The organism is Mitsuaria sp. PDC51, assembly GCF_900113225.1.
In the GTDB taxonomy this organism is placed as follows: domain Bacteria; phylum Pseudomonadota; class Gammaproteobacteria; order Burkholderiales; family Burkholderiaceae_C; genus Roseateles.
The window spans coordinates 51,053-63,253 of record NZ_FOZE01000003.1 but is presented as its reverse complement, the minus strand read 5'-3'; the positions used below and the strand labels follow the sequence as shown (position 1 = coordinate 63,253).

Sequence of the window (12,201 nt, the reverse complement as noted above, 5' to 3'; positions counted from 1 at the left end):
GGCGCTCCTCAGGCCTGGGCGTTCTTCTTCTTGAGCGACAGCACCTGCGGCCGCAGCTTGCGGGCGCGCGGGTCGAAGGCATCGCGCACGCCGTCGGCGAACAGGTTGGCGGCCAGCACCAGGCTCACCATGAAGCCGAAGGCGGCGACGAAGCTCCACCACACCACCGGGTCGCGGCTCATCTCCGAGCGTGCCAGGTTGATCATGCCGCCGAAGCTGTTCATGCCGGGGTCCACGCCCACGCCGACGTAGGTCAACACCGCCTCGTAGAGGATGAGGTCGGAGAAGTTGAGCACCAGCGAGATCAGCACCAGGTGCATCACGTTGGGCACGATGTGGCGGACCATGATCGTCGTGTCGCGCACGCCGAAGGCGGTCGCGGCCTGCACGAAGTCGGCCTCGCGCAGCTTGAGCGTCTCGCCGCGCACCAGCCGGCACAGCGTCGCCCAGCCGGTCACGCCCAGGATCACGCAGAGCAGGAAGATCTTGAGGTCGGCGCGTTCGGCGCCGGTCTCGAAGGCCTCCGGGTGCTTGTCCAGGAAGACCTGCACCATCAGCACGCAGGCGGCGATCAGCAGCACGTTGGGGACCGAGGTCAGCACCGTGTAGAAGTACTGGATCGCCTCGTCCACCCAGCCCTTCAAGTAGCCGGCGAGGATGCCCAGCACCAGCGCGAAGGGCAGCGTCGCCAGCGTCGACAGCGCGCCGATCACGAAGGCGGTGCGGATGCTCTTGAGCGCCTGGTAGAGCACGTCGTTGCCGGTCTGGTCGGTGCCGAACACGTGATAGTGGCCCATCAGCGCGATCACCGGTCCCGCCAGCAGCGCGATGACCGACAGCGTCCCGAGCGCCGCGCGCCACGGGTAGTGCGTGCGGTCGGCCAGCAGGTCCTTCAGGCCCTGGCGGAAGCCGCCGTGATGCGGCGCCAGGGCCGCCGCCATCGCCAGCGCGATCAGCACTGATGCCAGCGCGCCCAGCGCCAGGCCGGTCAGCGCGCGCCGCGTCACGTCGCCGGACCAGTCGCGCGCCGGATCCTTCAAATGCGCGCCGCCGAAGGCCAGTCGCGGGAACTCGCGCACGATCTCGCTGCCGTGGGCGACGCTGTCCAGCGTGAAGCCCTGGTAGGCCAGCGGCGCCGAGTAGCTGGTCTCGCGCATCTCGATCTGGCGCGCGAGCAGCAGGTCCAGGACCGATTCGGTGCGGGTCTCGTAGAACTGCTGGCCCGCCGGGCTGTCCGCGAGCGCGCGGCGGAAGTGCAGGCTGTCCAGCGCCGTGATGCCCAGGAACAGCGCCAGCACCACGCCAGCGCTCAGCGCGGCCGGATCGCGCAGCACGCGCTGCCAGTTGGCGCGCAGATGCGGGCGCCGGATCAGCCGCGCGATGTAGAACACCAGCGCCGCGAACATCGCCCACAACGCCACATCGGTCCAGAGGATGACGACCTTGAATCCCATGTCGAATCTCTTGTCGGATCGGCGCGAGGCCGCGTCAGGTCAGCCGCACGCGCGGGTCGACCCAGGTGTAGACCACGTCGATCAGCGCGTTGCTCGCGATGTAGAGCACCGCGCCGAGGAACACCATGGTGCGCACGATGGCGAAGTCCTGGCCCGTGATCGCGTCGATGACGAAGGCGCCCAGGCCCGGGATGCCGAAGAAGCTCTCGAACACCAGGCTGCCCAGGAAGACGTAAGGCAGATAGGCGCCGGCGCTGGTGATGATCGGGATCAGCGCATTGCGCAGCACATGGCGCATCAGCACCACAGGCTCGGACAGGCCCTTGGCGCGGGCGGTGCGGACATAGTCCTTGCCGACCTCCTCGAGCAGCATCGCGCGGTACAGACGGGCCTCGCCGCCCAGCCGCGACAGCAGCGACAGCGCGATCGGCAGCGCCAGGAACTTGAGCGCGTCCAGGCCCGGTTCGTAGCCGTTGATCGGCACCAGGCGCAGCACCCGCGAGAAGAAGAACTGCCCGACGATGATGTAGAAGAGGCTGGAGATCGACAGCATCAGCACGCACAGCACGACGCCCCAGAAGTCGATGCGCGAGTTGCGGAAGAAGGTCAGCAGCAGCGCGAAGGCCACGCTCACGATCAGCTGCAGCACGAAGATCGGCACCGCCAGCTGCAGGCTCACGCCCATGCGGGTCTTGATCTCATGGCCGATGTCGACGGCCTGGCGCGCATCGGAGCGGCCGAACTCCAGCAGCATCAGCGAGACCGAGCGCTCCCAGAACACCGTGTGGGTCAGCTGCGCGGTGCCGCTGCGCGAGGCGTCCCAGTACAGCGGCTTGTCGTAGCCGCGCTCGGCCTTCCACTTGTCGATCTGTTCCTGCGAGACGCGCTTGCCGCCGATGTTCAGCCGCGCCATGTCGTCCGGCGTGTTGACGGTGAAGAACAGGAAGAAGGTCAGCAGGTTGACGCCGACCAGGATGGCCAGCCCGTAGGCCAGGCGACGAGTCAGGTACTTGAACATCAGTCGGCTCCCCGGGGGGCGCTCAGGGCGTCGTTGGCGGCCAGCGGCGCGGCGGTGCCGCGCGCGGTCGCGGTTTCGCGCTTGCGGAAGCTGCGGCGCGTCATCCAGACGATGGCGGCGAAGCCCACCACCAGCACCAGCAGCGGCCACCAGACCGGCCGGTTCCATTCACTCTGGCGCTGGGCGCGCTGTTGCGGATCGATGCGGTAGTAGCGCACCGGATCGCGGATCACGATGCTGGGTTTGCCGTTGTGGACCCAGCTCTGATACGCCTGCCCGGTCCAGGCCCAGTAGCCGAAGGCCCAGGCCGCGTCCTGCTGGGCGATCTGCACCATGCGGTCGATCACCTGCTGCTTCTGCGGGCCGTCGTCGAGCACCTGCACCTGCTTGAAGAGACGGTCGAACTCGGCGTTCTCGTAGTTGCCGGAGTTCTCGCCCTCATGCAGCGACTTGCTGTTGGGGCCGTAGAGCAGGAACAGGAAGTTCTCCGCGTCCGGGTAGTCGGCGAACCAGCCCCACCAGAAGACCTGGTGCTTGCCCTGGCGGACCTTCTCCTGGAACTGGTTGTAGTCGGTGGCGCGCACGTCGAGCTGGATGCCCAGCTTGGCGAACTGCTTCACCAGCCAGTCGTTCTCGGCCTTCACCTCGGGCGTGACGGTGCGCATGAAGTCGTAGTTGAGCACCAGCGGCTGGCCGGTCTTCGCGTCGCGGCCATCGGGGTAGCCGGCCTCGGCCAGCAGCTGCTTCGCGTCCTCGAGCGGACGGCGCTCGACCTTGCCATTGACCAGCCGGTGCGTGACCGGATTGAAGAAGCCCGACTGCGCCTCGCGCGAACCGAACACGCCCGGCGGCACCGGTCCGTAGGCCGTCACGCCGCCGCGGTTCTTGAAGATGCGGCCGTAGCCCTCCTCCCAGTCGATCGCGATGGACAAGGCCTGGCGCAGCTTGCGGTGCCGCTCCTCTTCCTCCGGCGTCCTGCCCTTGCCGATCACCGGATCGAGCATGTTGAAGCCCAGGTACCAGTTGTTGGGATCGGTCGAGCGCGGGAAGGCGAAGCCGCGCTGGCGGAAGAAGGCGTCGGTCTCGGCGGAGTCGCTGGCATCAGCGTAGAACTCGACGCCCCAGTCGCCGCGTTCCAGGTCGGGGAGGTCCAGGTAGCCCTGCTTGAACATCTCCTTGCGCGGCACCCGCTCCTTGATCAGCGTGGCGACGATCTTGTCGATGAAGGGCATGGGCTTGCCGCAATCGGCCAGGCGCCCCGCGGGACCGTCGTCGGGCATGCCCTCGCAGGGGTAGAGATCGTCCTTGCGGTAGTTCGGATTGCGCGACATCACATGACGGCGATCCTGCTCGTAGGTCGTCATCATGTAAGGCCCGGTGCCCACCGGCCACTGGTTCCAGGACAGGCCGTGCTCGGCCATGCCGGGCTGGGCGTAGAACAGGTCCGCCTCCCACGGGATCGGCGCCATGAAGGTCGTCGACATCCAGTAGGACCACTGCGGGTACTTGCCCTTGATGCGCACGCGCAGCAGGTGCTTGTCCACCGCCTCGGCGCCTTCCAGCGGCCACTTGCGGAAGTCCAGGAAGGGCTTGTCGGGCGTGCTCTCCGGCAGGCCCTTGAGCAGCTTCGCGTTCTCCTCGCGGATCAGCGCGCCGTAGGCCTTCAGGCCGAGCACGTGCTCGGAGAACAGGCCGAAGATCGGCGCCTCGATGCGGGTGGTCGCGTGGCGCTTGAGCGCGTAGACGAAGTCCGCGGCCTCGAGCTCCCGCGTGCCCTGGTGCTCGAACTGCCAGGGCGAGCGCTTGTCGCCGAGCTCTTTCGCCGTGAGGTGGTGGTAGCGGTAGTGGCCCTGCTCGTCCTTGGCGAATGCGGGGCTGGGCGCGTACAGGACACCGGGCCGGATGGGCACGTCGTAGACGCTCTGCGCGATCTGGTCGGCGGGCGCGTCCTCGGGCAGGCGCCGGCCCTGTGCATCCAGGTAGTACGGCTTGACCACCGCCGCCGCGACGCGCGGGATCAGCGTGTAGGGCCGCTTCAGGTAGTGGTAGCCGTAGAGCGGCTCGGTGATCTGGTAGGTGTAGACCGACTCGGGCGCGGTGTAGGACGCGGTCGGATCCAGGTAGCGCGGCGAGCGCTCGTCGAAGGACAGGTAGAGCGTGTTGTCCTTGGCCGCGCCGGCCGGATAGGGGCTGTTGTTGCAGGCGGCCAGCAGCGACGCGGCACACACCGCCGCCGCCATCGCCCCCGCGCCGCCCAGGCGGCGGATCGCCACGAACCGGGCCCACGCCGCACGCCAGCCCTCAGCCGCGTGCAGCGACGCGTTCCACAGCCCCGACGACATCGTCATCCTTCCCAAAAGCAAACGCCGCATCCTGGGGATGCGGCATTGCCAGATTGTTGCCAAGGCCGCGCCCCTCGTGGAGGCCGGCCGCTGCCGGGGCGGATCATAGCGGCCCCGCTCGCGCGGCGCCCGTGACGTCGGTCAGTGGTCGTGACCGGGGTGGTCGTGATCGTGGCCGGGGTGATCGTGCGGCTCGTGATGATCGTGTCCGTGGCCGACATGGCCCCAGGCCACGATCACGTCGCGGCCCTCGACCATCATCTCGGCCTTCGCGCCCACGGGCAGGCACACCTTGGTCGGCACATGGCCGAAGGGCAGCCCGGTGAGGACAGGCACCCTGACGCGCTCGCGCAGCGCCTGCACGCAGCTCTTCATCGAGTAGCCGCGATCCAGCGGCGACTTCTTCCAGCCGCTGAAACTGCCCAGGATCACCGCCTTCTGCGCGTCCAGCACGCCCGCCTGCCAGAGTTGCAGCAGCATGCGCTCGACGCGGTAGGGATGCTCGTTGACGTCCTCCAGGAAGAGGATGCCGCCCTTGATTTTCGGGAAGTGCGGCGTGCCCAGCAGCGAGCACAGCACCGCCAGGTTCCCCCCCCACAGCGTGCCGCGCGCCTCGACGCCGTCCAGGCCCGCCTCGGTGCGGAAGCCGATGGCCTCGAGCGAACCGTCCATCGCCTCGAGGAAGCAGTCGCGGGTGATCTCGTCGACGCCGCCGTCGCTTTCGGCGCGGCCGAAGTCGTCGCAGGCGATCGGACCGGCCCAGCTCGTCTGCTTGGTGTGGGCCAGCAGCGCCAGCTGCAGCGCGGTGACGTCGCTGAGGCCGACCCAGCGGGTGCCACGCTCCACGCTGCGCGCCATCAGCGCCCAGTCGATGCGGTCGAGCAGCCGCGTCAGGCCGTAGCCGCCGCGGGTGGCCAGCGCCACCGACGGCGCCGCCTCGGCGACGCGGTGCAGCGCGGCCAGCCGCGTGTCGTCGTCGCCGGCGAAGCGCTGGTGCTTCGCCAGCGCGGCCTCGTCGAGGCTCACGTCGAAGCCGAGCGCCGCCAGCCGCTTGGCCGCGCGCTTGAGCGACTGCGCCTGCGCCAGGACGCCGGAGGGGGTGTAGAGGATCAGGGAGCTCATCGCTGCGGGTCGTCCTGCGGAGGATCGGAATTCGGGGAAAGGTACTGCGCGTCGCCGACCGGGATCACCGGGAACTCCTGCACCTCGGGCAGCGCGGTCAAGGCGGGCAGGCCGTCGGCATCCACGGCGGCGCCGGCCTCGATGGCCCGCTCGGCGGCCGCCTGGCGACGCGTCTCGCGCAGCTGGCGCGCGGCTTCGCGGCGCTCGGCGAAGAACTCGCGCAGCAGCTTGGCGGAGGCCTCGGCCAGCACACCGCCCTGCAGCGCGGTGTGGTGGTTGAGCTGCTTCTGCCCGAACAGGTCCAGCACCGAGCCGGCCACGCCGGTCTTGGGATCCGGCGCGGCGAAGACCACGCGCTTGAGCCGCGCATGCATCATTGCCATCGCGCACATCGCGCAGGGCTCGAGCGTCACGTAGAGCTCGCACTCGGGCAGCCGGTAGTTGCCCAGCAGCTGCGCGGCGTGGCGCAGCGCGACGATCTCGGCGTGCGCGGTCGGGTCGTGGGTGGTGATCGGGCGGTTGTAGCCGGTCGCGATCACCTGGCCGGCGCGCATGATGACGGCGCCCACGGGCACCTCGCCCACCAGCCAGGCGTTCTGCGCCTGGTCGAGGGCGAGCCGCATCGCGTACTCGTCGGCGGGGAGGAGGGAGGAAGGCTCGATGGACATGGCGAAGCTCGCGCGGCAGTGTAGCCGTGCCCGCTATGCTGCCGGCCCATGCAACAGGAGTTCCCCGGCCATCAGGACGATCTCTTCGGCGAGCTGCTGGCGCCAGCGCCCGCCCCCGACGCGCGGCCCGCGACGACCGGGCGGCAGGCGCGCGGCGCCGACCGCACCGACCGCACCGACCGCGACGACGCGGGCGATCCCGGCGATGCGGACGATCCGGACGACACCAGCGGCGCGACCACCGCAGGCACGCCCTCGCCCGCCACCGACGGCGCGCCGAAACGCCGCCGCGCCGGCGTCCAGCCGCAGCCGGTGGACGAATCGCAGGCTGCCCTCGCCGCCGCGCTGTCGCCGCGGATCCGGCTGGGCACCTCGTCGTGGAGCTATCCGGGCTGGCAGGGCATCGTCTGGGCCGGCCGGCATGGCGAATCCACCCTGTCGCGCAACGGCCTGAGCGCCTATGCGCAGCAGCCGCTGCACCGCGCGGTCAGCATCGACCGCGGGTTCTACCAATCGCTGACGGCCAGCCAGTACGAGCGCTACGCGCAGCAGGTGCCCGAGGACTTCCGCTTCACGGTCAAGGCGCCGAGCGTGGTGACCGACGCGCAGGTGCGGACCGAGGACGGCCGCGGCCGCCAGGCCAACACAGCCTTCCTCGATCCGCGGCTGGCGGTCCAGGAATTCCTCGAACCCGCGCTGCAAGGGCTGGGCGCGCGCATCGGCGCGCTGGTGTTCCAGCTCAGCCCGCTGCCCCTGGCCATGCTGGGCCGCATGCCGGAACAGCTCGACCGGCTGCACGCGATGCTGGCCGCCCTGCCCTCGCTGCGCGACGTGGCGCCGGAGGCGGTGGTGGCGGTGGAGGTCCGCGATCCGGAATGGCTCACGCCGGACTTCGTCGCCGTGCTCAAGGACACCGGCGCGCGCTACTGCCTCGGGCTGCATCCGAAGCTGCCCCCGATCCAGGACCAGTTGCCGCTGCTGCGCGCGATGTGGCCCGGGCCGCTGGTCTGCCGGTGGAACCTGCACCGCGTCCATGGCCCGTTCGGCTACGAGGACGCCGAGAAGAAATACGGCGAGTACGCCGAGGTCATGGATCCCGATCCGGAGACCCGAGCCGTGCTGGCGAAAGTCGTGCGCGCCACCGCCGAGGCCGGCCAGCCCTGCTACGTGACGATCTCCAATCATGCGGAAGGTTCTGCCCCGCTGAGCCTGCGCGCGCTGGCGCGGGAGATCGTCGACCCGGCCTGAGCGGGGCGAGCTCCACGGGCGGGTTGAGCCGTCGATCGACGAGGCCCGCTGACGCCCGGTTCGGGCTCAGTCCAGCGGCCAGCGGGCCAGGTCCACGTGCGTGGACTGTCCCTGCAGGCTGTCCAGCAGCAGGAACTCGGAGGCGGTCCAGCCGGGCACGATGAAGGGCTGCGGCTGGACGGCGACATCGTCGTAGAAGAGCGTGAGATGCGGCGTGAAGCGCGGATCGGTCCGCAGGCCCACCGCATGGAGCCGGTCGCCGAGCGCGGCCCGCATCGCGCGCGCGCCGTCCAGGCAAACGCCGCCGCTGAGCACCAGCGGCAGGTTGCGCGGTTTGCGGGTGAAGCTCAGCAACTGGTCGAAGTCGACCCGGACCGGCCCGTGCCGCAGCGCCGCGGCGGCGTCCTCAGCGAGTTGCCGGACTTCGGCCATCGTTTCGGCCTGGTCGGTCGTGTCGTCATACCAGCCGAGGTGATGGAGCGTCAAATGCAGGCGCTCGGTGCGGGGCGGTCGAACGCGCAGCCCGAAGCGTCGAGCGATGTCGCCCGACACGGCGCTCAGCCTCACCGCGGTGGCCGGATCGGGCCGCAGGCAGAAGAAGAGCGCATGCACGGTCATCGCGCGTCAGCCTCCGAGGCGCGCTGCTCGCCCTGCTTCATCAGGTCCTGCACCTGGCGGCCGACGGCCTCGGGCTGAGGCAGGTCCGACGGCGCGGCCGCGCCCGAGGAGGCGGCGGACGCCGCGGGCGGGCGGGTCTTCATGGTTTCCATCTGCTTCTTCGCGGTGAGCATGATGATGCTGAGCACGATCACGACGGCCAGGATGGACAGGGCGCTGCGCATGGGGAGATCCGGAAATCGAGGCAATGGCGGGCAGCATAGCCAAGCGGGCGCGCCGCGGCGCGTCGACCCGGCTCAGCGCAGGGCCGAGCCGACGCTCGGTCGCAGGCGTAGGATCTGCGGTGCCCGTTCCTGCGCGTCCAGCCAGCGCGGTGCGAGCGCGCGCCAGGCCGGCGCATGCCGGCACGCGCTCCAGCGCAGGGCCCAGTCGTCGGCATCGGCGGCACGCGTCATCCAGACGAAGACCTTCTCGCCCTCGCGCACCGGCAGTCGCGGGAAGTTGTTGGGCGAGCGCTCCGGGATGAAGCTGCCGATCACCGGCAGTCCCGCGGCCTCGATCACCGGCGCGACCTCGTGCTCGAAGAAGCGGGCGAAACCGTCCTCCGGATCGGCGGGATCCTTCCAGAGGTAGCACAGGTGGAGCAGCACGAGTCCGGTGCCGCCGTCGCGGCCCGCGCCGAGCGCGCCGCCCGCCCTGCCCGCCCTGCCCGCTCGGCCCGCGTCACGTGCCACATCGATGCGCGCCGGCACCGCCCCGCCTGGCGTCGGCCGCAGCAGCAGGACGTTGTCGTTGTCGTCGAGCAGCGGGTTGGCCTCGTCGCGGCGAGCCTGCCAGACCGGGCCGGAATAGAACGCGTGGAGCGCCCGCTCGCGCGCCGCCATGTCGTCGAAGCCGCGGATCCAGACGAAGCGGCCGGGGTCGTCGAGGTCGGCGAACTGGCCGTACAGCCGCATCCCGACCGCTTCCTGCGAGTCGACGAACGCCTCGTCGAACAGCCGCATGAAGCGGTCGCGCTCGCCCTTGACGATCTTGTACTGGCGCAACTCGAAGACGGGATGGGCGTCGGACATGGTGGACCTCCTGGGTCGTGGGCGTCGAAGTGATCGTGCGATTCTGGGGAGACGCCCTGTCACCGCGTGTCAGCAACGGCCGGCGCTCCATGGGTTCATGGCGATGGCGAACGTCAACTGCTCATCAACGTCGACAGCACCTCGACCTTCGGTAGTCACGGCGTGGCCACCACTCGTCAAGGTCGTAGTCCTCAGAGGCCCGGGAGCGAAGAATCGGCGGCTTCCCGCTTCACTGATCGCCATGGAGGACACATGCCCGCACCCACCGGAGAACTTTCTCCTCGCCACCGCATCGAGCTGCCCAAAGAGCTTCGAGACTCCTTGAAATGGAAGTCGGGGCAGAAGCTGATGTTCATCCGCCGAGGCAACGGCATCTTCATTTGCCCACACGTCACGCCGCAGGAACTCTTCGGGATTGCAAAGGGCGCCAACACGGAGGGATACCGTGATCGCAATGACCGCTACTAGCGCCCATCCCGAGGGCACATGCAGTCCGATCGTGGTCGATACATCGGTCTGGATCGAGTGCTTCTCCCAGACCGCCCTGGGGCAGCGAATTGCCGCTGTGCTCCCGGCCAAGGCTCACTGCATCGTTCCAACAATCGTGCAGCTGGAGCTCTCCAAATGGGCCCTGCGCGAACTGACCGAAGCAGAACGGGAGCGGCTGGAACAGTCGCTGGAGGACTGCCAAGTCGAGCTGCTCGATTCCGAAACCGCAGCGCTCGCGGCGCAGGCCAATGTGCAACACAAGCTCGCCACTGCGGATGCGGTCATCTACGCCACTGCGCTGCGGCTTGGCGCGGAAGTTCTCACCTGCGATGCGCACTTCAGGGGCCTTCCGCTGGTCAGGCTGTTCGCCAAGGGAAGTGCGGCAGGCAGTGCCGCTTCAGGGTCCGAGCCGACCGGACGATGGGATCGCTGGCCAACGGCGAAGCAGCTGGCGCCAACGGCGCAATAGCACGGCAACGACGCGGCAATAGCGAACAAGGGCCCCGAAGGGCCCTTGTGCATCAGCGTCGAGCGCTCATTCCCACTCGATCGTCGCCGGCGGCTTGCTCGACACGTCGTAGGTCACGCGGTTGATGCCGCGCACCTCGTTGATGATCCGGCCCGAGCAGCGCTTGAGCAGGCTGTAGGGAAGCTCCGCCCAGTCCGCCGTCATGAAGTCGCTGGTCTGCACCGCACGCAGCGCGACGACGTAGTCGTAGGTCCGGCCGTCACCCATCACGCCCACGCTCTTCACCGGCAGGAACACCGTGAAGGCCTGGCTGGTCAACTCGTACCAGGTCTTGCCCGTCGCCTCGTCACGGGTGTTGCGCAACTCCTCGATGAAGATCGCGTCGGCGCGGCGCAGCAGGTCTGCGTATTCCTTCTTCACCTCGCCCAGGATCCGCACGCCCAGGCCCGGGCCTGGGAACGGATGGCGATAGACCATCTCCGGCGGCAGGCCCAGCGCGACACCCAGCTCGCGGACCTCGTCCTTGAACAGCTCCCGCAGCGGCTCCAGCAGCTTCAGGCCCAGTTGCTCCGGCAGGCCGCCCACGTTGTGGTGGCTCTTGATCGTCGTGGCCTTCTTGGTCTTGGTGCCGCCGCTCTCCACCACGTCCGGATAGATCGTGCCCTGCGCCAGAAAGGTCGCGCCCTTGTGGCCGCCACCGCTGGCCTTGAGCTTCTCCGCCTCGGCCTTGAACACGTCGACGAACAGGCCGCCGATGATCTTGCGCTTGCGCTCCGGGTCGGTCACGCCGGCCAGTTGGCCGAGGAACAGCTCGCTCGCGTCGACACGGATCACCTTCGCATGCAGCTTGCCCGCGAACATGTCCATGACCATGTCGCCTTCGTTCAGGCGCAGCAGGCCGTGATCGACGAACACGCAGGTCAGCTGGTCGCCGATCGCGCGGTGGATCAGCGCCGCCGCCACCGACGAGTCCACGCCGCCAGACAGACCCAGGATGACTTCCTCGTCACCGACCTGCTCGCGGATCTTCTGGACGGCTTCCTCGATGTAGTCGCCCATGATCCAGTCGCCGCGGCAGCCGCCGATGTCGCGCACGAAGCGCGTGATCATCGCGGCGCCCTGCACCGTGTGCGTCACTTCCGGGTGGAACTGGAACGCGTAGTAGCCCTTCTCCTCGTTCGCCATGCCGGCGATCGGGCAGCTCGGCGTCGAGGCCATCAGCACGAAGCCCGGCGGCAGCGCGGTGACCTTGTCGCCGTGGCTCATCCAGACCTTCAGCATCCCGTGACCCTCGGGCGTCGAGAAGTCCTGGACGCCAGCCAGCAGCTTGGTGTGGCCATGCGCGCGGACCTCGGCGTAGCCGAACTCGCGGTGGTCGCTCCACTCGACCTTGCCGCCGAGCTGCACCGCCATCGTCTGCATGCCGTAACAGATGCCCAGCACCGGCACGCCCAGGTCCCACACGGCCTGCGGCGCGCGCAGTTCGTGGTCCTCGTAGGTCGACGCGTGGCTGCCCGAGAGGATGATCGCCTTGGGCGCGAACGAGCGGATGAAATCGTCGCTGACGTCGTTGGGATGGATCTCGCAGTAGACGTGGGCTTCGCGCACGCGGCGCGCGATCAGCTGGGTCACCTGGGAGCCGAAGTCGAGGATGAGGACTTTGTCGTGCATGGTCAGCTTCTAGCGATGCTTGGGAATTC

At 69.0% G+C, this 12,201-nt stretch carries 12 protein-coding genes; 3 read left to right on the top strand and 9 right to left on the bottom strand.

The genetic code is table 11. The annotated features are described in order from the left end of the window. Positions 1-8: 8 nt before the first annotated feature. The 5 genes from BM393_RS20795 to tadA form a co-directional block, all read right to left on the bottom strand. Complete coding sequence (locus BM393_RS20795) at positions 9-1,454, bottom strand: ABC transporter permease (RefSeq protein ID WP_091732163.1); 1,446 nt, start codon at positions 1,452-1,454, stop codon at positions 9-11. Between the two features lie 34 nt (positions 1,455-1,488). Beyond that, the gene (locus BM393_RS20790; protein ID WP_091732158.1) at positions 1,489-2,472 is read right to left on the bottom strand and encodes an ABC transporter permease; all 984 of its coding nucleotides are present in this window, start codon (positions 2,470-2,472) and stop codon (positions 1,489-1,491) included. Next, complete coding sequence (locus BM393_RS20785) at positions 2,472-4,712, bottom strand: ABC transporter substrate-binding protein (RefSeq protein WP_091733779.1); 2,241 nt, start codon at positions 4,710-4,712, stop codon at positions 2,472-2,474. Before BM393_RS20785 ends, BM393_RS20790 begins: the two co-directional genes overlap by 1 nt. A gap of 243 nt (positions 4,713-4,955) precedes the next feature. Beyond that, positions 4,956-5,936 (bottom strand): LD-carboxypeptidase, encoded by a 981-nt coding sequence (locus BM393_RS20780; RefSeq protein WP_091732155.1) that lies wholly within the window; start codon positions 5,934-5,936, stop codon positions 4,956-4,958. Further along, positions 5,933-6,604 (bottom strand): tRNA adenosine(34) deaminase TadA, encoded by a 672-nt coding sequence (gene tadA / locus BM393_RS20775; protein ID WP_091732151.1) that lies wholly within the window; start codon positions 6,602-6,604, stop codon positions 5,933-5,935. Before tadA ends, BM393_RS20780 begins: the two co-directional genes overlap by 4 nt. A 48-nt stretch (positions 6,605-6,652) precedes the next feature. Here tadA and BM393_RS20770 point away from each other — a divergent pair, with 48 nt between their 5' ends. Then, on the top strand, positions 6,653-7,852 hold the full coding sequence (locus tag BM393_RS20770; RefSeq protein WP_091732146.1) for a DUF72 domain-containing protein: 1,200 nt from the start codon (positions 6,653-6,655) through the stop codon (positions 7,850-7,852). Between the two features lie 66 nt (positions 7,853-7,918). Here BM393_RS20770 and BM393_RS20765 read toward each other — a convergent pair whose 3' ends face one another. The 3 genes from BM393_RS20765 to BM393_RS20755 all read right to left on the bottom strand — a co-directional run bounded on the left by BM393_RS20765 (position 7,919) and on the right by BM393_RS20755 (position 9,543). After that, the gene (locus BM393_RS20765) at positions 7,919-8,470 is read right to left on the bottom strand and encodes a 2'-5' RNA ligase family protein (RefSeq protein WP_091732144.1); all 552 of its coding nucleotides are present in this window, start codon (positions 8,468-8,470) and stop codon (positions 7,919-7,921) included. After that, complete coding sequence (locus BM393_RS20760) at positions 8,467-8,694, bottom strand: hypothetical protein (RefSeq protein ID WP_091732140.1); 228 nt, start codon at positions 8,692-8,694, stop codon at positions 8,467-8,469. The genes BM393_RS20765 and BM393_RS20760 overlap by 4 nt, the downstream gene beginning before the upstream one ends. A gap of 72 nt (positions 8,695-8,766) precedes the next feature. Beyond that, positions 8,767-9,543 (bottom strand): NIPSNAP family protein, encoded by a 777-nt coding sequence (locus BM393_RS20755; protein ID WP_091732136.1) that lies wholly within the window; start codon positions 9,541-9,543, stop codon positions 8,767-8,769. Positions 9,544-9,795: 252 nt separating this feature from the next. On the opposite strand from BM393_RS20755, the gene BM393_RS25405 reads away from it, so the two are divergent. Both BM393_RS25405 and BM393_RS20750 read left to right on the top strand, forming a co-directional pair. After that, positions 9,796-10,011 carry an AbrB/MazE/SpoVT family DNA-binding domain-containing protein gene (locus BM393_RS25405; protein ID WP_141225424.1) on the top strand — a complete coding sequence of 72 codons (216 nt, stop codon included), beginning with the start codon at positions 9,796-9,798 and terminating at the stop codon, positions 10,009-10,011. Further along, on the top strand, positions 9,998-10,501 hold the full coding sequence (locus BM393_RS20750; protein WP_091732133.1) for a type II toxin-antitoxin system VapC family toxin: 504 nt from the start codon (positions 9,998-10,000) through the stop codon (positions 10,499-10,501). The genes BM393_RS25405 and BM393_RS20750 overlap by 14 nt, the downstream gene beginning before the upstream one ends. Positions 10,502-10,567: 66 nt before the next feature. Here BM393_RS20750 and guaA read toward each other — a convergent pair whose 3' ends face one another. Further along, a complete protein-coding gene (gene guaA, locus BM393_RS20745) occupies positions 10,568-12,172 on the bottom strand; it encodes a glutamine-hydrolyzing GMP synthase (RefSeq protein ID WP_091732129.1) in 1,605 nt (534 codons plus the stop codon). Positions 12,173-12,201: the final 29 nt, after the last annotated feature.

Bases quoted from the DNA above. Each gene is read 5' to 3' on its own strand.
- BM393_RS20750 (WP_091732133.1), top strand. From the start codon at position 9,998: ATGACCGCTACTAGCGCCCATCCCGAGGGCACATGCAGTCCGATCGTG.
- BM393_RS20785 (WP_091733779.1), bottom strand. From the start codon at position 4,712: ATGGCGGCGGCGGTGTGTGCCGCGTCGCTGCTGGCCGCCTGCAACAAC.
- BM393_RS20795 (WP_091732163.1), bottom strand. From the start codon at position 1,454: ATGGGATTCAAGGTCGTCATCCTCTGGACCGATGTGGCGTTGTGGGCG.
- BM393_RS20770 (WP_091732146.1), top strand. From the start codon at position 6,653: ATGCAACAGGAGTTCCCCGGCCATCAGGACGATCTCTTCGGCGAGCTG.
- BM393_RS20765 (WP_091732144.1), bottom strand. From the start codon at position 8,470: ATGACCGTGCATGCGCTCTTCTTCTGCCTGCGGCCCGATCCGGCCACC.
- BM393_RS20755 (WP_091732136.1), bottom strand. From the start codon at position 9,543: ATGTCCGACGCCCATCCCGTCTTCGAGTTGCGCCAGTACAAGATCGTC.
- guaA (WP_091732129.1), bottom strand. From the start codon at position 12,172: ATGCACGACAAAGTCCTCATCCTCGACTTCGGCTCCCAGGTGACCCAG.
- BM393_RS20780 (WP_091732155.1), bottom strand. From the start codon at position 5,936: ATGAGCTCCCTGATCCTCTACACCCCCTCCGGCGTCCTGGCGCAGGCG.
- tadA (WP_091732151.1), bottom strand. From the start codon at position 6,604: ATGTCCATCGAGCCTTCCTCCCTCCTCCCCGCCGACGAGTACGCGATG.
- BM393_RS20790 (WP_091732158.1), bottom strand. From the start codon at position 2,472: ATGTTCAAGTACCTGACTCGTCGCCTGGCCTACGGGCTGGCCATCCTG.
- BM393_RS20760 (WP_091732140.1), bottom strand. From the start codon at position 8,694: ATGCGCAGCGCCCTGTCCATCCTGGCCGTCGTGATCGTGCTCAGCATC.
- BM393_RS25405 (WP_141225424.1), top strand. From the start codon at position 9,796: ATGCCCGCACCCACCGGAGAACTTTCTCCTCGCCACCGCATCGAGCTG.